Raw genomic sequence first — 19,983 nt, forward strand, 5'->3', positions numbered from 1 at the left:
GACGACCTGTTTCCACCCCACTATTCACTCAGTACATGTACGCAGTACATAATGATCGCCATGAGCACCCGCCACATCCTGCTGGGGCTGCTCGCCTCGGGTCCGAGCCACGGCTACGACCTCAAGCGACGCCACGACGAACGTTTCCCCCAGGCCCGTCCGCTGGCGTACGGGCAGGTCTACACGACCCTGCAGCGCCTGGTCCGGGACGGCCTCGCCGAGGTCGAGGGGACCGACTCGGACGGCGGCCCGGAGCGGACCCTGTACCGCGCCACGGAGGCGGGCGGGCACGAGCTGGCGCGGTGGGCGGCCGAGATCGCCCCGCCCGCGCCGTTCGTGACGAACGAGATCTTCGCCAAGGTCGTCGTGTCGATCCTGTCGGGCGGCGACCCGGAGGCCTACCTGCGGGCCCAGCGCGCCGCCCACATGGAGCGGATGCGCGAGCTCACGGCGGTGAAGTCCGCCAAGGGCGCGGATCTGGCGACCGTCCTCTCGGCGGACTTCGCCCTCAACCACCTCGACGCCGACCTCCGCTGGATGTCCACCACGGCGGCCCGGCTCACCACCCTGACCGCGGAGGTCGACGCAGCATGAGCACACCGGAGCCCCTTCTCACGGCCCGTGGCCTGGTCAAGGCGCACGGCAGGACACCGGCCCTGCGCGGTGCCTCCCTGGACCTGCACCGGGGCGAGATCCTCGCCGTGACCGGCGCGAGCGGCAGCGGCAAGTCCACGCTGCTGCACTGCCTGGCCGGCATCGTCCGCCCCGACGAGGGCACGGTGAGGTACGGCGGTGAGCGGCTGGAGGAGCTGCCGGAGAAGCGGCTGAGCGAGCTGCGGCGCACCGCATTCGGCGTGGTGTTCCAGTTCGGGCAGCTCATCCCCGAGCTGACCGCGCTCGACAACGTGGCGTTGCCGCTGATGCTGGGCGGCGCGGGCCGCGCCGAGGCCCGGGAGCGGGCCGCCGAGTGGCTGGAGCGGTTCGGGGTGCGCGGCCAGGAGGAGCTGCGGCCGGGCGAGATGAGCGGCGGCCAGGCGCAGCGTACGGCGCTGGCAAGGGCGCTGGTCACCGGCCCTGCGGTGGTCTTCGCGGACGAGCCGACGGGGGCGCTGGACTCGCTGGCGAGCGAGCAGGTGATGGCGGCGCTGACGCACACGGCCCGCGAGTCGGGCACGGCGGTGCTGCTGATCACGCACGACGCGCAGGTGGCGGCGTACGCGGACCGGGAAGCCCAGCTGCGTGACGGCGCCCTGACCCCGCTGGGGGTGACGGCATGAGGTTCCTTGCGGCACTGCGGTCCCTGCGGTCCGACCTGCGGCTGGCCTGGCTGCTCACCCACGGCTCCGACCGCGGGGAGTGGTGGCGGATCACGCTCACGGCGACGGGCGCGGCCCTCGCCACCGGCTTCGCCCTCGCGGCGGCCACCCTGGCCTCGGTCCGGGGCAGTCACCGGGCGCCCGTGGGGGCGGGACTGCTGGACGAGCCCGGCACCCGCGCCGGGGTGATCGTCGGCCTGCTCCTCCTGCTCGTCCCGGTGCTCGGGTTCCTCGGGCAGTGCGCCCGGATCGGGGCCGTGCACCGCGACCGGCGGCTGGCCGGGCTGCGGCTGGCCGGGGCGTCGCCCTGGCAGGTGCGCAGGATCGCCGCGCTGGAGACCGGACTGGCCTGCCTGCTGGGCTCCGCGCTCGCCACCGTCTTCTCCGTCCTGTTCCTGCTGCGTCTGTGGCACCGGCCGGCCGCCCTGACCTGGGCGGCGATCGCGCTGGTCGCCGTCGCGGTGCCGGTGCTGGCCGCGGCGACGGGCGCCCTGGCACTGCGCCGGGTGGTGGCCTCGCCGCTGGGCTGGGTACGCCGCGTGGGCGGTCCCCGTACGGGGCGGGGACCGGCGCTGCTGTTCCTGGCCGGGGTGCTGCTGGTGGGGGTGGTGGCGCTGCTGGCGGTGACCGCCACGTCGCCGGGCGCGCCGAACCGGCCGGACGGGGAGTCGGCCCTGAGGGTGCTCGGGGTGGTCCTGGCGGTGGGCGCGGGCGCGGTGTGGCTCAGCGGGGCCACGTCCCGGCTGCTCGGTCGGTGGCTCGCGGCCCGGGCCCGCTCGGCGGCGGTGCTGATCGCGGCGGAGCGGCTGCGCGACGACCCGTGGGCGGCGGCCCGTACGCACGCGGCGGTGCTGCTGGTGACCATCGTGGGCAGCGGCTTCCTGGGCGTCCGGCACGCCCTGCTGGAACTGCTGGACTCGGGCACCCGCCTGTCGGAGAGCCGGTCCTACTACACCACCGGCCTCGACCTGACGGCCGCCGCCCTCGCGGTCGGTCTCCTCATCACGCTGTCCGGTCTCGCGGTCGGCACCGCCGAGTCCCTGGCCACCCGCCGCCGGGGCCTCGCGGCCCAGTCCGCCGCGGGAGTGCCGCGCGCGGTGCTCGTGCGGGCCCTGCTCCTGGAGACCGCGCTGCCGCTGGCCCCCGCCGTCCTGCTGGCCGGTACCTCCGGCGCGGCGCTCGGCATCGGCTACGCCTCACTCGTGGGGCACGGCGGCGGCCTCACCGTCCCGTGGGGATCCGTGCTCCTGCCCCCGGTGATCTACGCCGCCTGCCTCCTGGCGGCAGCCACCTCCCTGCCCCTGCTCCACCGCTCGCTGCGCCCCGGGGAACTGCGCTACGCGTGAGCGCGGGAACACCAGCCGCCGGTCCCGGGGAACGGGGGTGTCCCCGGGGCCGGCTCCCTGCCCGCGAGCACGGGTCACCGCCGGTACGGCACACCGCCCGTGCGGGCGCACCGCCGGTACGGGCAAGACGAAGGCCCGGATCGTCGTCAGGCGGAGATGCCGTCGATCCGGGCCAGCGCGTCGTCCGCGCCGTACGGCTGCAAGTACGGCAGCCAGCGCGGGTCCCTGTGGCCGGTGCCGATGATGCGCCAGGCCAGACCGGTGGGCGGGGCGGGTTTGTGGCGCAGCCGCCAGCCCAGCTCGAACAGGTGGCGGTCGGCCTTGATGTGGTTGCAGCGGCGGCAGGAGGCCACCACGTTGTCCCAGACGTGCTTGCCCCCGCGCGAGCGCGGGATGACGTGGTCGACGCTGGTTGCGACGCCACCGCAGTACATGCACCGGCCCCCGTCACGGGCGAACAGCGCGCGGCGGGTCAGAGGAACGGGCCCCCGATAGGGAACCCGGACGAATCGCTTGAGCCGGACCACGCTGGGTGCGGGGACGGTGACGGTTGCGCTGTGCAGATAGGCGCCGGACTCCTCGAGGCAGACGGCCTTGTTCTCGAGGACGAGGACGAGCGCGCGGCGGAGCGGTACGACGCCGAGTGGCTCGTACGACGCGTTGAGGACCAGGACATGCGGCACGGATGCCTCCTTGGACGCCGGCGGCGCGTGGCTCGCGCCGGGACGATTCGTAGTCAGTCTCCCCTCATGCCTGGTGACCGCGCCACCATGTCCCGGTAACGGGCTGGGAGTGTTTTCGACCACACCCTGATTCATCCCCCGGATCATGGCCTGTTCAAGCCCAGGTGAGCCCGGTCTCTCCTTCACACAATCGGCGGGGGCACACACAATGCCCCGTTAGTGTGGTGGTTCTGCCCGTACGGTGACCTTCCTGTGATCTCGGCGGACTTGACCGCCGCGCCGTACGGGGCAGACCGCTGCACCTGGAGGTACCTGCCGTGTCCTTGTCCGCCGTCCTACTGGCCGCCGGTGCCTCGCCGTCGCCGTCCCCCTCGGGGGACCAGGCGCCGGCCGTGCCCACGCTCCAGGACGCCCAGGAGAGCGCGACGAACGCCGCGAGCTGGATCGAGCAGAACTGGTCGACCTGGCTCGCGATCGGTCTTCGGGTGCTGCTCATCCTGGTGATAGCGGCAGTGCTGAGAGTGGCGGTGCGGCGGGCCATCACCCAGCTCATAGAGCGCATGAACCGCCCCGCCGACACCACGGGCGCCAGTACGGCGCTGGGCGGGCTGCTGGTCAACGCCGAGCGCCGCCGGCAGCGGGCCGCCGCGATCGGCTCGGTGCTGCGCTCGGTGGCCAGCTTCCTGATCATGGGCACCGCGGCCCTGATGGTCCTGTCCGCGTTCCAGATCAACCTGGCGCCACTGCTGGCCTCGGCCGGTGTGGCGGGCGTGGCGATCGGTTTCGGCGCCCGCAACCTGGTCACCGACTTCCTCTCCGGCGTCTTCATGATCCTGGAGGACCAGTACGGCGTCGGCGACACCATCGACGCGGGCGTCGCCTCCGGCGAGGTGATCGAGGTCGGCCTGCGGGTGACCAAGCTGCGCGGCGACAACGGCGAGATCTGGTACATCCGCAACGGCGAGGTCAAGCGCATCGGCAACCTCTCCCAGGGCTGGGCCACGGCCAACGTCGACGTCACGGTCCGCGCGGACGAGGACCTGGACAAGGTCAAGGCCACCCTCGACGAGGTCGCCGAGAAGATGAGCAAGGAGGAGCCCTGGAACGAGCTCCTGTGGAGCCCGATCGAGGTCCTCGGCCTGGACAGCGTCCTGCTTGACTCGATGGTGGTGCGGATCTCCGCCAAGACGATGCCGGGCAAGTCGCTCACCGTGGAACGCGAACTGCGCTGGCGCATCAAGCGCGCGTTCGGCGCGGCGGACATCCCGATCGTCGGCGGTGCCACCGCCCCCGCCCAGGAGACCCCGGCCGCCGACCCGACGGCGTCGGTGGCACCCCCGTCGGCGTACGCGAACTCCGGCTCGCCCCAGGCGGAGGCGGCTTCACCGCTGCAGGCGCAGCGGCCCGCCGTCAAGTGACAGCACCCGTCCCGTAGGGCGGCACACGCCCCGGCCGCCTTCGAGGGGGGCAGGCGGCCGGGCCCTCCGCACGGCGGAGGACGGCGAGACCCTGCGCAGGCGGCGGGTGGCCGGCTCCTCCGCACGGCTGGCCGGCGGCCTAACCCCCGCACAGCGGCGCTCGGCCAGCCCCTCCCGCACGACGCCGGGCAGCCAAACCCCGTACGGCTGACGGGCACCCAGCCCCCTCTCGTACGTCGAACAGGCGGCCAGACCCACTCGTACGACGGCAGGCAGCCAGACCCACCCCGTACGGCTGACGGACAGCCGGACCCCCGTACGGCTCGCGGACAGCCAGGCCCCCGGTACGCCTGGCGGGCAGCGAAGCCCCCTTCCGGGCGGCGAACGGACGACCAGACCCCTTCCGTGCGAGGGCGAGCGCCAGACCTTCCCGCACGACACCGGGCAGCCACACCCCCGTAAAGCGGCGCGCGACCACGCCCCTCCCGGACAACGGCCGACACCCAGGTCCTCCGTACACCTGGCGCGCAGCCAGACCCTTCTCGTGCGACAGCCGACAGCCGAACCCCCGCACAGCGGCGCGCGGCCAGACCCCTCCCACACGACAGCCCGCAGCCAAACCCCCGTACACCGACGCGGCGGCGGCGCGGCGGCGCGATGGGGTCGCTCCGGAACCCACGCGCGCGGCAGTTCCCGCCCGGCCTCGTCCGCCCAGGACGCCGGCCGGAGGGAACCGAACAGTTCCGCCTGGCGTTTTCCTCAACAGGCGGCAACGCCGCTGCGATCGCATCAAGATCGGGTGACGGCGGTGCGGATGTCAGTCCGGGCAGCGATACTTGCGGCGACGGATGACCATGGGGGAGGTCAGCAGTGACACAACCGCCGACGAGCAACGCGGCTCCACCACCCACCGGCCTGCCCACCCTGCCGGCCGTGCCACCGCAGCCGGCCAGGGCCCACAGCACTCCGCCCCCGCCCGCCCCGGCGGCCCAACCCCGCCGCACCGCCTTCGCCGAGGGCCTCGACCAGCTGCGCGCGGCGGCCGTGACCGAACCCGGCCGGCTGCGCATCATCGGCGCCGTCCTCGCCCTCCTGGTGCTCGCCTTCGGCGCCGTCACCGCCTGGCAGACCACCGACCGCGCGGCCGCCGCCGACGACGTCCTCACCCGCAGCCAGCCCCTCAGCTCCGACGCGGCCGACATCTACCGCTCCCTCGCCGACGCCAACACCGCCGCCTCCAGCGGCTTCCTGGCGGGCGGCCAGGAGACCAAGGCGAGCCGCGACCGCTACGAGAGAGACATCCGCACGGCCGCCGCGAAACTCGTCAACGCCGCCGCCAACTCGGAGCCCCACTCCCCCTCCGCGAAGACCGTCGCCGAACTCAACCGGCTGCTGCCCGAGTACAAGGGCCTGGTCGAACGCGCCCGCACCTACAACCGCCAGGGCTTCCCCGTGGGCGGCGCCTACCTGCGGTACGCCAACGACAAGATGCAGAACCAGATGCTCCCGGCGGCGGAGGACCTGTACACGAAGGAGAACCAGCGCCTGCGCGCCGACTACGGGGACGCCACCCCGTACCCCTGGGCGGCCATCGCCCTCGGCGTCGTCGCGCTGGGCGCGCTCGCCTGGGCGCAGCACCGCACCTACCTCCGCACCAACCGCGTCCTCAACCACGGCCTGGTGGCCGCCACGGCCGCCACCACGGTGGTCCTGCTCTGGCTGGTCGTCGGCCACAGCGTGGCCCGCGCCGGCCTGAACGACTCCTACGACCACGGCGTCCGCTCGCTGAACGTGCTGCACGACGCCCGCATCGCCTCCCTCAAGGCCCGCGGCAACGAGAACCTGACGCTGGTGGCGCGCGGCGCGGAGACGACGAAGTCGGGCGACGACCTGTACGACTCGTTCTTCCAGGAGAACATGACCGCGCTCGGCAAGGGTCTGACCGCCGCCGCCGACCTCGCGGACGACGACGCCGGAAAAGCGCCCGTGACCCAGGCCGCCGGCAACATGGCGGAGTGGAAGAAGCGCCATGCCGCGGCCCGCGAACAGGACAGCAGCGGCAACTACCAGGCGGCGCTGGACCGAGTGATCGGCGCCAAGGACGCGACCGGTGAGTGCTTCGACAGTGTCGACGACCATCTGCGCCTGGCACTCGGGCACGAGGAGAAGGAGTTCGAGCGGGCGGCCGGCGACGGCCGGGACGCGTTGACCGGGCTGCCGGTGGGCGCCGCCGTCCTCGCGGTGCTGGGCGCGGCCGGCGCGGTGCTGGGCATCGGCCGCAGGCTCTCGGAGTACCGGTGAGCAGGGCCGAGACGAAGGGGGGCCTGATGATGCGAGCACGACGTCTGCGAGCCGGCCTGCGGGGCTGGGGCGGTGTGGGGGCGATGGCGGCCGCCGTGTGTGCCGTGGTGCCGGCGTTCGCCCTGCTGCTGCCGCTGGCCGCACCGGCCACCGAGAACACCCCGGGCACGGCCGTCGAGCGCACCGCCCAGGCCACCCGGGCGAAGGCCGGGGAGGACTGCCCGGACCCCGAGAAGCAGACCCTGTCCCCGTCCTCCGCGGACGGCCCGACGATCGAGGCGATCAAGAACCGCCCGCCGGGGCAGCGCAAGCTCGTCGTGGGTGTCGACCAGAACAGCTACCGCTGGGGCTACCGCAACCCCAACGGCGGCTCCTCCGCCGACCTGGAGGGCTTCGACATCGACCTGGTCCACCGGATCGCCCAGGACATCCTCGGCGACCCGAACGCGGTCCAGTTCAAGGCCATCCCCACCAACCAGCGCATCCCGGCCATCCAGTCCGGCCGGGTCGACATGGTGGTCCGCACCATGACGATCACCTGCAAGCGCCTGGCCGACGTCGCCTTCTCCGCGCCCTACTTCAGGACCGGCCAGCAGGTGCTGGCCCCCAAGTCCTCGCCGGTCACGGGCTACAACGGCACGCTCGCCGGCAAGAGGATCTGCACGGCGACGGGTTCCACCGCGTACACGACCCTGGAGGAGGACAAGAAGAAGGGGGACCTGCCCGCCTCCGCCGACATCTCCACCACCGTGCCCAACCAGCTCGACTGCCTGGTGCGGCTGCAGCTCGGCGAGGTCGACGCCGTGGTCACCGACGGCGCGCTCGCCGCGAGCCAGGCCGCGCAGGACCCGACGGTCCGCCTCAAGGGCGAGGCCTTCACGACCGAGTACTACGGGGTGGCGATGAAGAAGGACGCGGACGATCTGGTGCGCCGGGTGAACCAGATCCTGGTCGAGTACCGCAAGGACGGCGCGAAGGGCTGGCAGGCGTCGTACGAGCGGTGGCTGTCGGCCACACTGGGGGACGACGCGGCGAAGTCGGAACCGCCCCGGCCGGAGTACCTCCGCACCAGCTGAGCGAACCGCCTGAACCAAGCGACGAGAGGTGATCGATGGGCGTCACGGAATCCACCGGGCCGGTGATGGACCGGGACGAGGTGGACCGTGCGCTGGCGCGGCTCGGCGCCGAGCACGAGGCGATCGAGACCTCGCTCCTCGCCCTCCAGGACCACGCCGGCCGCAGACTCCTGGAGGGCGCCGAGCTCACCGGCGTCACCAAGGAGCGGTGGACGGCCACGGAGGCGTCGATCACGCTGCTGTGGACGTACTTCGACGCGTACGCGGACGCGCTGCGCACCGCCCGCGAGATCCGCGCCCGGCGGCGCTGGTCCAGCCGCGAGGACCTGGTGGAGCTGACGGAGCTGTTGCGCGGCGAGTCCGTGACCGTCGCCGGATCGGCGAGCGCGACCGCCAACGCGCCCACGCTGCACGGCGTTTCGGGCAAGCTCAGCGAGCGGTACTCCCTGGCCGGTCTGGTCGACCGGATGAACGAGCTGTACGCGCGCTCGCTCGACATGGTCGTCGCCGCCGACGCGGTCTGGTCGGCGCTGCCCGCCCGGATCGATTTACTGGCCGCCGAGCTCCAGCGCACCCGCCGGCTCGCGCACTCGGTGGGCGTGCGCCCCGGCGAGCACCCGGCGGGCGACGACCTGGAGCGCATCACACGCACCCTGACGAAACTGCGCGAGCAGGTGATCTCCGACCCGCTGGCGTTCTGGATCCCCGCCGAGGGCAGTTCCGCGCCGGGCGGCGGCAAGCCGGACACCACGGTGTACGACCGTGAGGCACGCGCCCTGGAGGACGTACGCCGCGAGATCGACGCGGTGCTGACGGTGCGTCAGGACGCGGAGAAGCGGATCGTGAAGCTGCGGGACCTGCTGTCCCGCGCGGACCGTACGCTCGCCGAGGCGCGCACCGCGCGCGGCGAGGTGCTGGCGAAGATCGCCGCGACGGAGGTGCCGGTCGTCAGCGGCCCGCCGACCGCGCTGCAGGAGCAGCTGGCCACGGCCGCCGAGTACCGCAGACAGGGCCAGTGGCACCGCCTGTCCCCGCTGCTGGAGTCGCTGGAGGAGAAGGCCGAGGACGAACTGGTCCGCGCCCGCGAGTCGTTGACCGCGGTCACCGCGCCCCTGGCGGTCCGGGCAGAGCTGCGCGGCCGCCTCGACGCGTACAAGGCGAAGGTGGCCCGGCACGGCCTGGCGGAGGACCCGCTGCTGGTGGAGCGGTACGAGAAGGCCCGACGCATGCTGTGGAGCGCGCCGTGCGACCTGCGCGCCGCCGAACAGGCCGTGCTGCGCTACCAGCAGGCCGCGGCCGAACTGCTCGGCACCGCGCCTCAGGAGGATCGCGGGGGGTTCCGGCGCATGAGCGACGACAGGGGGGAGCCGGCGTCATGAGTCAGGCACAGCGGGCATGTCAGCGCCCGGGCTGCGACGGGACGTACGAGGACGTGGGCGGCGGCGAGCTGTACTGCGACACGTGCGGCCTCGCCCCGGTCGTGTCGGCGAACAGCATGGTGGGTTCGCTCCCGACCGGCGTCACCGGCGGCGGCAAGGGTTCGAGAGGCTCCCGGGCGTCCAAGGGCAGCGGCAGTTCCCGCACCAGCGGCCGCAGCGCGCGTACGTCGTCGCAGTCGTCGAAGTCGCGGCGTTCGGTCTCGGGGCGGCTGTCGCGGTCGCTGTCGGGCAGGTCCACCGGCCGCTCGGTGTCGGTGCGCAGTTCCGGTTCCACCGCCGGCACGTCGGCGCGGGGACGGCTGGGCGCCGGGCTGGTGCAGGTCCCGCCGATCCCGCGGCCCGACCCGCGCGCGATGGTGCTGGACAACCCCGAGGTGCCCGAGCGCAAGCGGTTCTGCTCGCGCTCGGACTGCGGGGCGCCGGTCGGCCGGGCGCGGGGCGACAGGCCCGGGCGCACGGAGGGCTTCTGCACCAAGTGCGGCCACCCGTACTCGTTCGTGCCGAAGCTGAGGGCCGGGGACGTGGTGCACGGCCAGTACGAGGTGGTCGGCTGCCTCGCGCACGGCGGCCTGGGCTGGATCTACCTGGCGGTGGACCGGGCGGTGTCGGACCGCTGGGTGGTGCTCAAGGGCCTGCTGGACACCGGCGACCAGGACGCGATGGCCGCCGCGATCTCCGAGCGGCGGTTCCTCGCGGAGATCGAGCACGCCAACATCGTGCGGATCTACAACTTCGTCGAGCACCTGGACCAGCGCACCGGCTCCCTGGACGGCTACATCGTCATGGAGTACGTCGGCGGCAAGTCCCTGAAGGAGATCGCCAACGCCCGCCGCACACCCGGCGGCAAGCGCGACCCGCTGCCGGTGGAGCAGGCCTGCGCGTACGGCATCGAGGCGCTGGAGGCGCTCGGCCACCTGCACAGCCGCAACCTGCTGTACTGCGACTTCAAGGTCGACAACGCCATCCAGACCGAGGACCAGCTCAAGCTGATCGACATGGGCGCGGTACGCCGCATGGACGACGACGAGTCCGCGATCTACGGCACGATCGGCTACCAGGCGCCCGAGGTCGCCGAGGTCGGCCCGTCGGTCGCGTCCGACCTGTACACGGTCGCCCGGACGCTCGCGGTCCTCACCTTCGACTTCCAGGGCTACACGACCGTCTACGCCGACTCGCTGCCCGACCCGGACAGCATCGAGGTCTTCCGGCAGTACGAGTCGTTCTACCGCCTGCTGGTGCGTGCCACCGACCCCGACCCGGGGCGCCGGTTCGCCTCCGCGCAGGAGATGAGCGAGCAGCTCACCGGGGTGCTGCGGGAGGTCGTCTCCCTCCAGACGGGCCGCGCCCGGCCCGCGCTGTCCACCCTGTTCGGACCCGAACTGAAGGTGACGGACACGGAGTTGTTCCCGAAGCTGGACGGGGAGGTGTCGCGGCTGGGGGCGCGCACGGCGCCCGGCCGGCGCAGGGCCGCCACCGCGCTCGCCCCCACGCCCGCGGTGCCGGCCGCGCTGCCCGGGGGCGCGGGGATCGTCCGGCCCGTGGCCACCGAGGCCGCCGCGCTGGCCCTGCCCGTCCCGCGGATCGACCCGGCCGACCCGAACGCGGGATTCCTGGCGGGTCTGATGACCTCCGCCCCGGCCGAGCTGATCGGCGCGCTCGCGGCGGCTCCGGCCCCGTCGGCCGAGACGCGGCTGCGGCAGATCCGGGCCTGGCTGGAGACCGGCGTCCCGGCCGCCGCACTGCGGGAGCTGGGGGCCCTTGAGAACGAGCAGCCGGACGACTGGCGGGTGGTCTGGTACCGGGGCGTGGCCGCCCTGGTGACCGGCGACCACGAGGGCGCCGCGCTCGCCTTCGACGCGATCTACGACGCCTTCCCCGGCGAGATCGCGCCCAAGCTGGCGCTCGGCCTGTGCGCGGAGGTGCTGGGGCAGCTCGACAACGCCGCCGAGTACTACCGCCTGGTGTGGTCGACCGACCCGAGCTACGTCAGCGCCGCGTTCGGCCTGGCCCGCGTCCAGCTGGCGACCGGCGACCGGACGGGTGCCGTACGGACGCTGGAGTCGGTGCCGGAGTCCTCCATCCACTACACGGCCGCGCGGGTGGCCGCCGTACGGGCCCGGCTCAGGCAGCGCACGGCGAGTGCCGCCGACGGGACGTTCCTGGACGATCTGACGGCCGCCGCGGCGCAGGTGGAGGCACTGGAGGCGTACGGTCTGGATCCGGCGCGGCGCGAGCAGTTGTCGGCCGAAGTCCTCGGCTGCGCGCTGGACTGGGTACTCTCCGGGGGCCAGGGTTCCGCCCCGACCGCCGCCGGGGGACGGACGCTGCTCGGCAGCGGCCTGGACGAGCGGGGGCTGCGTTTCGGCCTGGAGCGCTCGTACCGCACGCTGGCCCGGCTCGCGCGGGGCGGCGAGGAGAGGATCGACCTGGTGGAACGTGCCAACCGTTACCGCCCCCGGACGTGGGTGTAGTTGATGTCGCAGATGCCCCAGTTGTCCGCCTGCCCAAGCTGCGAGGAACCCCTCGAGTCGGGTGACCGTTTCTGCGGCGCGTGCGGATACGACCTGTCCGCCGTGCCGGCACGGCCCGAGGACAACCCGACGATCGCCATGAACGGCTCGGTGCCGCCCCCGGGCGCTCCGGTCCAGGGGTATCCGGAGCCGCCGCCCGCTCCGCCCGCCGGCATGGCCTGGCAGTCCCCGGGCCCGGCCGGCCCGGCCGGTCCCGTCCTGCCCCCGCAGGCACCACCGCAGACGTCACTGCCGGTCCCGCCGCAGGCACCGCCGCCCGCCGCACCCCCCGCGCAGCCGCCCCTGCCGACGGCGCCGCCCGCCTCGGTGGCGATCGTCTGCGACGGCGTGTCCTCCGCGACCCGCCCCGACGACGCCTCGGCCGCCGCCTCCCGGGCCGCCGGCGAGTCCCTGCTGGCCGCCCTGCCGCGCGGCACCCACCCGCAGCAGGCCATGCACGACGCGATCGTCGCCGCCTCACGCGCCGTCAACTCGCTGGCGAACGAACCGGCCACGGCCCGCGAGCACGCCCCGCACCAGAACGCCCCCGCCTGCACCCTGGTCGGCGCGGTGGTCACCGACGGCCTGCTGGTCGTCGGCTGGGTCGGCGACAGCCGCGCCTACTGGGTGCCGGCGGACCGCGGCGCGCCCGCGGCCCGGCTCACCGAGGACGACTCGTGGGCCGCGCAGATGGTCGCGGCGGGCCTGATGAACGAGGCCGAGGCCTACGCCGACGAACGCGCCCACGCGATCACCGGCTGGCTCGGCGCGGACGCCTACGAACTGGAGCCGCACACCGCGTCCTTCAAGCCGGACCGGCCAGGGGTGGTCGTGGTGTGCACCGACGGCCTGTGGAACTACGCCGAGGCGGCCGAGGAGATGGCCCGCGTCCTGCCCCTGGACGCCGCCGCGCACCCGCTACACAGCGCCCGGGTGCTGGTCGGCCACGCCCTGGACGGCGGGGGCCACGACAACGTAACAGTGGCTCTCGTGCCGTTCCCCGCGGTGCCGCAGGGGGCAGGATCGGCCTGAGGCCGCGCACGGGGACGCCTCAGCGGACCGGAGGGGACCGGTCCGCACACCGTCGCGCCCCGCTCGGGCGGGGGGCTTTCCAAGGGGGATCAAGCAGGCATGGCCAACTTCTCCAAACCGAACGTGCCGCAGTTCTCGGTGGACGTGTACCAGAACGAGTACCTGCCGGAGGGCGGCCGCGAGGTCAACGCCATCGTCACGGTGACCGCCTCCGGGGGCGGCACCATCGGCAGCGCGGTCGGCGCGCCCCACCTGTACGCGCCGGGCCGGGGCCCGTCCGCGGCGGTGGCGATCATGGTGGACTGCTCGGGGTCGATGGACTACCCGCCGACCAAGATGCGCAACGCCCGGGACGCCACGGCCGCCGCGATCGACACCCTGCGCGACGGCACGCACTTCGCGGTGATCGGCGGCACACACGTGGCCAAGGAGGTCTATCCCGGCGGCGGGCGCCTCGCGGTCGCCGACGCCACCACCCGCGAACAGGCCAAGCAGGCGCTGCGCCGGCTCAGCGCGGGCGGCGGCACCGCCATCGGCACCTGGCTCCGGCTCGCCGACCGGCTGCTGTCCGCCGCGGACGTCACCATCCGGCACGGCATCCTGCTCACCGACGGCCGCAACGAACACGAGTCGCCGAAGGACCTCAAGGCGGCGCTCGACGCGTGCGCCGGGCGCTTCACCTGCGACGCACGCGGTGTGGGCACCGACTGGGAAGTGAAAGAAGTCACAGGCATCGCCTCGGCGTTGCTCGGCACCGCCGACATCGTCGCCGACCCGGCCGGGCTCGCCGCCGACTTCACGCGCATGATGGAGACGGCGATGGGCAAGGAGGTCGCGGACGTCTCGCTGCGCCTGTGGACCCCGGTCGACACCACGGTGAAGTTCGTCAAGCAGGTCGCGCCCACCGTCGAGGACCTGACCGGCCGGCGCACCGAGGCGGGGCCCCGCGCGGGCGACTACCCGCTGGGGTCCTGGGGGGACGAGTCCCGCGACTACCACATCTGCGTCGAGGTGCCGGCCGCTCACATCGGCCAGGAGATGCTCGCCGCCCGGGTCTCCCTGGTGATTCCGCAGCCCGACGGCAGCGTCCAGAACCTCGGCGCCCAGGGCTTGGTCAGGGCCGTGTGGACGGACGACATGGCCGCCTCCACCGCCATCAACCCCCAGGTCGCCCACTACACGGGCCAGGCCGAACTGGCACAAGTCATCCAGCAAGGGCTCGATCTGCGCAAAGCGGGAGACATCGACGGAGCAACGGCCAAACTGGGCCGGGCCGTTCAGCTCGCCAGCGCCTCGGGGAACGCGGATACTGCGAAACTGCTTGCGAAGGTGGTGGACGTGGTCGATGCCGCGACAGGTACTGTGCGACTGAAGGCGAAGGTCGAGGAGGCCGACGAGATGACGCTCGAGACCCGGTCCACCAAGACTGTTCGTGTGAAGAAGTGACGTAGAGAGGGAAGCGCCGACATGCCGACCTGCCCGAACGGACACCAGTCGGGCTCCGACGACTGGTGCGAGGTCTGCGGTCACCGCATGGCCGGTGCCGTGCCTCCGCCTCCTCCCCCGCCGCCCCCGCCGGGCGGCGGCTACGGCTTCCCGCCGCCCGGCGGCCCGGGCGGTCCCGGGGGCCCCGGAGGCCCGTCCGGTGGGCGTCCGCCGCACCTGTCCGCCGTACCGGACCCCGAGCCGGAGCTGTGCCCGCAGTGCCGTACGCCGCGTGAGGGCGGTGCGCCCTTCTGCGAGGAGTGCCGGTGGAACTTCCTGACCAACACGGCGACCTCGTACACACCTGCCGCGCCGCGCCCGCCGGCGCCCGGCCCGGGCGGGCGCTTCCAGCCGCCGGGCCCGGGCGGCCCGTCCTTCGGCGGCGGTGACTCCTACGAGTACCAGGGCTCGCGTCCCTCGCAGGTCAACCGGCCCGCCGAGCCGATCCCGCCGGGCCCGCCGTTCGGCAACGAGCACGCGGGCCCGCCGCCCGGCCCGCCCGGCCCGCCGCCGTTCGGCGCCGACCCGTCGCGGCCGGTCCCACCGCCGCCCGGCCCCGGGGGTCACGGCGGCCCCGGCGGCCCCGGTCCTGGCAACCACGGCGGCCCCAGCGGCCCCGGTCCTGGTGGTCACGGCGGCCCCGGAGGTCCCGGTCCTGGTGGGCACGGTGGCCCCGGTGGCGGTCCGCAGGGCTTCCGGCAGTCCGCCCCGCCGGCCCCGCCCGGGTTCCCGCAGGAGACCCGCCGGCCGCAGCCGGGCGGTCCGTCCTACGGCGGCGGTGACGACGACTGGGTCATCTCCCCGCCGTCGTCCACCGGCCCCGGAGGTCCGGGCGGACCCGGTGGGCACGGCGGACCCGGTGGGCACGGCGGCCCGAACGGCCCGGCGCAGGGCGGCGGTTACGGCTATCCGCAGCCCGGCGCGACCCAGGCCCCGCCCGGCCCGGGCCACGGCGGCTTCCCGCAGCAGCCGCAGCAGCCCCAGCAGCCGGCGACCTGGACCGCGACCATCGGCCCGGACCGCGAGTACTTCATGGCCATGATGCAGCGCTCCGGCCCCGAGGCCGCGGGCCTGAACCTGCCCGCGTACTCGCCCGAGCAGCAGCGCACGCTCACCGGCAACCAGGTCACCATCGGCCGCCGCCGGCACTCCACCGGCGACACCCCCGACATCGACCTGTCGGTGCCGCCGGAGGACCCGGGCGTCTCGCACCAGCACGCGGTGCTGGTGCAGCAGCCGGACGGCAGCTGGGCGATCGTCGACCAGAACTCGACCAACGGCACGACGGTCAACGGCTCCGAGGAGCCGATCACGCCCTTCGTGCCGGTGCCGCTCCAGGACGGCGACCGGGTGCACGTGGGCGCCTGGACGACGATCACGATCCGGCGCCAGTCCTGAGGCAGGGCCGGGATCAGCCCGGAGGGGCCAGGCACACGGCTCCTCCGGGTCGCCCAGCCCTCACAAGCGCTCCTCGTCCTAAGCCCTGGGACCTACGTCGCCCCGTCTGAGACCATGGAGCGCGTGAAAGAGATTCGGCGCGGCACGCTTCAGGAGCAGACCTTCTACGAGCAGGTCGGCGGGGAGGAGACCTTCCGCCGGCTCGTTCGCCGGTTCTACGAGGGAGTCGCCGAGGACCCGGTCCTGCGGCCCATGTATCCCGAGGAGGACCTGGGCCCCGCCGAGGAGCGCCTGACGCTGTTCCTCATCCAGTACTGGGGCGGCCCGACCACGTACAGCGAGAACCGCGGCCACCCCCGCCTGCGGATGCGGCACGCCCCGTTCACCGTGGACCGGGCGGCGCACGACGCGTGGCTGAAGCACATGCGGGTCGCGGTGGACGAGCTCGGCCTGTCCGAGGAGCACGAGCGGACGCTGTGGAACTACCTGACGTACGCGGCGGCCTCCATGGTGAACACCCCGGACTGACACCGGCTTCCGATCACGATCCGGTCAAGCCTGACCGACAGACGCTTACTCGGCCTCGCTTCCCTCTGACAGCATCACCCGCAGGTCTGGACAACGGCGGGGGGCCGGGTGACGGGGGTCGCAGGGGTCGCGAGGCTGGTCCCGGCACGGGCGCGGGAGCACCGCCCGCTGCTCGCCGCCGCGCTGCTCACCGTCCTGCTGACCACGGCGGTGCTGGCCACGCTCACCGCCTACGCGGGCGCGATCGGCGACGCGGCCCTGCGCCACGCCCTGCGGGATCCGCGCAACGCCGCCGGCACCACGCTGACCGTGGAGGCCGACGTGCCGCCGGACGCGCGCGCCGCCGCCGGTACGGCCGTACGGACCGGGGCACGGGAGGTCTTCGACGGGCTGCCGGTCACCCTGCGCGCCCTGCCCCGCTCCGGCCCGTACGCCCTGCCCCGCTCCTTACAGGACCCGGCCGCCCGGGCCGGTGACCCGGACCTGACGCACTTCGCGGTGCTGGACCGCGCCCAGGTGCGGATCACCGCCGGGCGGATGCCCCGCCCGGGCTCCGGGACGATCGAGGCGGCGCTCCCCGAGACGGCCGCCCGGCTGCTCGGACTCCGGCCCGGCGCCCGGCTGACGCTGACCGACCGGCTCGGCGGCCCGGCCGCGCGGGTGCGGATCACCGGCCTGTACCGGCCCGTCTCCCCCGCCGCGCCCTACTGGCAGCTGGATCCCATGCGGGGCCGCGGCGTCGTCGAAGTCGACTTCACGACGTACGGGCCGCTGCTCACCGACCCGTCCGTGCTCTCCGGCGGCCGGGTCAGCGCCGGGGCGTCGGCGTGGCTGGCGTCGGCCGACTTCTCGGCGCTGACCGCCGGGCGGATCGGCGCGCTGCGCGAGGCGGTGCGCGAGGGCGGCGCCGCGCTGCGGAAGGACCCGGCGCTGGGCGGGACGCCGCAGGTGCGCACGTCGCTGCCCACGGTCCTGGACCGCATCGAGCGCTCACTGCTGGTCTCCCGCTCCACCCTGCTGATCGTCGCCCTGCAACTGGCCCTGCTCGCGGGCTGCACGCTGGTGCTCGTGGCCCGGCTGCTGAGCGCCGAACGGGCGGGCGAGACACGGCTGTTGAGGGCGCGCGGCGGGTCCCGCGCGCAGCTCGCCGGGCTCGCGGCCCTGGAGGCGCTGCTGCTCGCGGTGCCCGCGGCGGCCTGTGCCCCGCTGCTGGCGGGCCCGTTGACCCGGCTGCTGGCCGGGCAGGGGGCGCTGGCCCGGGTGGGGCTGCGCCTGGACACCTCGGTGGCTTCCGTGGCGGGCCGCGGCACGGTGTGGCTGGTGGCGGCGGGGGTCGCGGCGGCCTGCGCGCTGGCGGTGTCGCTGCCTGCGTTCGTGTCGGCCTTCGGCACCGGCCGGGCCCGGTCGCTGCCGGGGCCGGTGCGCGCGGGCGGGGACGTCGGGCTGCTGGCCCTGGCCGCCGTCGCGTACTGGCAGCTGGAGCGGCAGACCTCCGGCGCCGTCAGCGCCGACAGCTCCGGCGCGCTCGGCATCGACCCGCTGCTGGTCACCGCCCCCGCGCTCGCCCTGCTGGCCGGCACCGTGCTGACGCTGCGGCTGCTGCCGCCCGTGGCCCGGCTCGCCGAACGCCGGGCGGCGGGCAGCCGGGGGCTGCCCGGGGCACTGGCCGGCTGGCAGTTCAGCCGCCGCCCGATGCGCGGCGCCGGCCCGGTGCTGCTGCTGGTCCTCGCGGTCGCGCTGGGCATGCTGGCGATCGGCCAGGGCGCCTCCTGGGACCGCTCGCAGGGCGACCAGGCCGACTTCCGGGCTGGGGTGCCGGTGCGTGTGCTGGCCGCGGGGGACGGCGAGCTGGGCCGTACCCAGGCATACGCGGGCGTGCCGGGCGTGACGCGGGCGGCCCCCGCGTTCCGTACCACCGTGCCGCTGTCCGGGGACCGGACGGCGACCGTGCTGGCGCTGGACACCGCGCACGCGGCGGACGCGGTGCTGATGCGTTCCGACCTGGCCGGCGGGCCGGTCCGGCCGCTGCTGGCGGGCCTGGCCCCGAAGGGCGCCACGGCGGGCGTACGGGTCCCGGCCGGTACCGCGCGCCTGACGCTGACGGCACGTCTGCGCGGCTCGGCGGGGCCGGGCACGACAGCCGACGTGCGGGCGACCCTTGAGGACGGCTACGGCACCCCGTACAAGCTCACCTTCGGGCAGCTGCCCGCCGACGGCCGCAGCCACGCCCTGTCCCTCGACCTCGCCGCGCTCGCCGAGGCACCTCCGGGGCGGCTGACGCTGACCGGGCTCCAGCTGGACGTGCCGCAGCCGGCGGACCGCGCGGAGCACCACCGGTTCACGGTGGTCGCGCTGACCGCCACGGACACCGGCGGCCGCGCGCGGCGCCTGGCCCTGTCCGCCGGCTGGACGCCGTCCTCGCGCACCGGCAGCACGGTGTCGTCGCCCGACGCGCGGACGAGCCCGACCCGGCCGCGCCTGGTGTCGTCCGGCTCGCCGGCCGTCGAGTACGGCACCGGGTACGTCCCGGCGGAGGCCTACCGGCGGCCCTCCCTGCTGACGGTCCGGCTCCAGGTCCGCCAGGCCGCCGTGCGGGAGATTCCCGCCGTGGCGACCGACCGCTACCTGGCTTCGGCGGGCGCCCGCCCCGGGCAGCGGGTGGCCGTGACGCTCGGCGGCTCCACCGTGCCGGTGCGGATCGTCCGGTCCGTGCGGGCCCTGCCGACCACGTCCACGGGCGGTCCCGGCGACGGCGGGGCGCTGCTGATGGACCTGCGGGCCGCCAACCGGGTGCTCGAGGCGCGGTCCGGGGCCGGTGTCCCGCCCACCGAGTGGTGGCTGCGGACCGCGCCGGGCGAGGCGGCCGCGGTGGCGGCGGCCCTGCGCGCCCGGCCCGACGTGGAGCCGTCCCAGGTGGTGGTACGGGCGGAGATCGCCGAGGAACTGCGCGACGACCCGTTCGGCGCGGGACCGGAGGCCGCGTTCGCCGCGGCGGCCGTCGCGGCGGCGGCGTTGACGGCGGTCGGGTTCGCGGTGAGCGCCGCCGGGTCGCTGCGCGAGCGCGCCGCGGAGTTCGCGGTGCTGCGCGCCCTGGGCGCCTCCCGCCGGCGGCTGGCCCGGGTGATCGTCGTCGAGCACGGCGTGCTGGTCGGCCTGGCGCTGGCCGTCGGCGCGCTGTTCGGCACGGTCCTGGCCCGGGCGGTGATCCCGCTGATCCTGCTGACACCGCAGGCCACCCGGCCGGTGCCGGACGCGCTGGTGGAGCTGCCGCCCGGGCGGGTGGCGGTGCTGCTGGCCGCCGTGGCGGCCGTGCCCCTGCTGGTGACGGCGGTGCTGACGCTGCGGCGGGCGGACGCGGTGGCGTCGCTGCGGTCGCTGCCGGAGCAGGGAGGTGCGTGAGGTGACACGGGTGTCGCGGGAACGGCCGCAACCGCGGGTGCCCCGGCTGCCA

Annotated in this window: 14 protein-coding genes; 13 read left to right on the forward strand and 1 reads right to left on the reverse strand. The window is 74.6% G+C overall.

What is annotated here, in order from left to right; translation table 11 throughout:
* Positions 1 to 60: 60 nt before the first annotated feature.
* From AB0K80_RS02245 to AB0K80_RS02255, 3 genes are read left to right on the forward strand one after another with little or no spacing between them, the layout of a single operon-like run.
* Positions 61 to 594: a PadR family transcriptional regulator gene (locus AB0K80_RS02245; RefSeq protein WP_365664884.1), complete on the forward strand. Its 534-nt coding sequence runs from the start codon at positions 61 to 63 to the stop codon at positions 592 to 594.
* Positions 591 to 1,277, forward strand: coding sequence for an ABC transporter ATP-binding protein (locus tag AB0K80_RS02250; RefSeq protein ID WP_365664886.1), 687 nt, complete (start codon positions 591 to 593; stop codon positions 1,275 to 1,277). Before AB0K80_RS02245 ends, AB0K80_RS02250 begins: the two co-directional genes overlap by 4 nt.
* The gene (locus tag AB0K80_RS02255; RefSeq protein ID WP_365664888.1) at positions 1,274 to 2,662 is read left to right on the forward strand and encodes an FtsX-like permease family protein; all 1,389 of its coding nucleotides are present in this window, start codon (positions 1,274 to 1,276) and stop codon (positions 2,660 to 2,662) included. The genes AB0K80_RS02250 and AB0K80_RS02255 overlap by 4 nt, the downstream gene beginning before the upstream one ends.
* Before the next feature lie 146 nt (positions 2,663 to 2,808).
* On the opposite strand, the gene AB0K80_RS02260 is transcribed toward AB0K80_RS02255, so the two are convergent.
* Complete coding sequence (locus AB0K80_RS02260; protein ID WP_365664890.1) at positions 2,809 to 3,345, reverse strand: HNH endonuclease; 537 nt, start codon at positions 3,343 to 3,345, stop codon at positions 2,809 to 2,811.
* A 317-nt stretch (positions 3,346 to 3,662) separates the two neighbouring features.
* On the opposite strand from AB0K80_RS02260, the gene AB0K80_RS02265 reads away from it, so the two are divergent.
* From AB0K80_RS02265 to AB0K80_RS02310, 10 genes are all read left to right on the forward strand, one after another.
* A complete protein-coding gene (locus tag AB0K80_RS02265; RefSeq protein WP_365664892.1) occupies positions 3,663 to 4,763 on the forward strand; it encodes a mechanosensitive ion channel family protein in 1,101 nt (366 codons plus the stop codon).
* Positions 4,764 to 5,687: 924 nt separating this feature from the next.
* Positions 5,688 to 7,064 carry a hypothetical protein gene (locus AB0K80_RS02270; protein ID WP_365664970.1) on the forward strand — a complete coding sequence of 459 codons (1,377 nt, stop codon included), beginning with the start codon at positions 5,688 to 5,690 and terminating at the stop codon, positions 7,062 to 7,064.
* A 29-nt stretch (positions 7,065 to 7,093) separates the two neighbouring features.
* Positions 7,094 to 8,140, forward strand: a complete 1,047-nt coding sequence (locus tag AB0K80_RS02275; protein ID WP_365664972.1) for a glutamate ABC transporter substrate-binding protein — start codon at positions 7,094 to 7,096, stop codon at positions 8,138 to 8,140.
* A gap of 35 nt (positions 8,141 to 8,175) precedes the next feature.
* Positions 8,176 to 9,519, forward strand: coding sequence for a hypothetical protein (locus AB0K80_RS02280; protein ID WP_365664893.1), 1,344 nt, complete (start codon positions 8,176 to 8,178; stop codon positions 9,517 to 9,519).
* Positions 9,516 to 12,050: a tetratricopeptide repeat protein gene (locus tag AB0K80_RS02285; protein WP_365664895.1), complete on the forward strand. Its 2,535-nt coding sequence runs from the start codon at positions 9,516 to 9,518 to the stop codon at positions 12,048 to 12,050. The genes AB0K80_RS02280 and AB0K80_RS02285 overlap by 4 nt, the downstream gene beginning before the upstream one ends.
* A gap of 3 nt (positions 12,051 to 12,053) precedes the next feature.
* Positions 12,054 to 13,121: a protein phosphatase 2C domain-containing protein gene (locus AB0K80_RS02290; protein ID WP_365664897.1), complete on the forward strand. Its 1,068-nt coding sequence runs from the start codon at positions 12,054 to 12,056 to the stop codon at positions 13,119 to 13,121.
* 99 nt (positions 13,122 to 13,220) lie between these two features.
* Entirely contained in the window at positions 13,221 to 14,567 is a 1,347-nt protein-coding gene (locus AB0K80_RS02295) for a VWA domain-containing protein (protein WP_365664899.1), read from the forward strand.
* A 21-nt stretch (positions 14,568 to 14,588) separates the two neighbouring features.
* Positions 14,589 to 16,004, forward strand: a complete 1,416-nt coding sequence (locus AB0K80_RS02300) for an FHA domain-containing protein (protein ID WP_365664901.1) — start codon at positions 14,589 to 14,591, stop codon at positions 16,002 to 16,004.
* Between the two features lie 114 nt (positions 16,005 to 16,118).
* Positions 16,119 to 16,532 (forward strand): globin, encoded by a 414-nt coding sequence (locus tag AB0K80_RS02305; RefSeq protein WP_365664903.1) that lies wholly within the window; start codon positions 16,119 to 16,121, stop codon positions 16,530 to 16,532.
* Between the two features lie 108 nt (positions 16,533 to 16,640).
* A complete protein-coding gene (locus AB0K80_RS02310) occupies positions 16,641 to 19,931 on the forward strand; it encodes an ABC transporter permease (protein WP_365664904.1) in 3,291 nt (1,096 codons plus the stop codon).
* Positions 19,932 to 19,983 lie beyond the last annotated feature (52 nt).

The sequence above is a fragment of the Streptomyces sp. NPDC052682 genome (assembly GCF_040678435.1).
Lineage (GTDB): Bacteria > Actinomycetota > Actinomycetes > Streptomycetales > Streptomycetaceae > Streptomyces.

Bases quoted from the DNA above. Each gene is read 5' to 3' on its own strand.
- AB0K80_RS02275 (WP_365664972.1), top strand. From the start codon at position 7,094: ATGCGAGCACGACGTCTGCGAGCCGGCCTGCGGGGCTGGGGCGGTGTG.
- AB0K80_RS02285 (WP_365664895.1), top strand. From the start codon at position 9,516: ATGAGTCAGGCACAGCGGGCATGTCAGCGCCCGGGCTGCGACGGGACG.
- AB0K80_RS02245 (WP_365664884.1), top strand. From the start codon at position 61: ATGAGCACCCGCCACATCCTGCTGGGGCTGCTCGCCTCGGGTCCGAGC.
- AB0K80_RS02255 (WP_365664888.1), top strand. From the start codon at position 1,274: ATGAGGTTCCTTGCGGCACTGCGGTCCCTGCGGTCCGACCTGCGGCTG.
- AB0K80_RS02295 (WP_365664899.1), top strand. From the start codon at position 13,221: ATGGCCAACTTCTCCAAACCGAACGTGCCGCAGTTCTCGGTGGACGTG.
- AB0K80_RS02290 (WP_365664897.1), top strand. From the start codon at position 12,054: ATGTCGCAGATGCCCCAGTTGTCCGCCTGCCCAAGCTGCGAGGAACCC.
- AB0K80_RS02250 (WP_365664886.1), top strand. From the start codon at position 591: ATGAGCACACCGGAGCCCCTTCTCACGGCCCGTGGCCTGGTCAAGGCG.
- AB0K80_RS02300 (WP_365664901.1), top strand. From the start codon at position 14,589: ATGCCGACCTGCCCGAACGGACACCAGTCGGGCTCCGACGACTGGTGC.
- AB0K80_RS02280 (WP_365664893.1), top strand. From the start codon at position 8,176: ATGGGCGTCACGGAATCCACCGGGCCGGTGATGGACCGGGACGAGGTG.
- AB0K80_RS02305 (WP_365664903.1), top strand. From the start codon at position 16,119: ATGGAGCGCGTGAAAGAGATTCGGCGCGGCACGCTTCAGGAGCAGACC.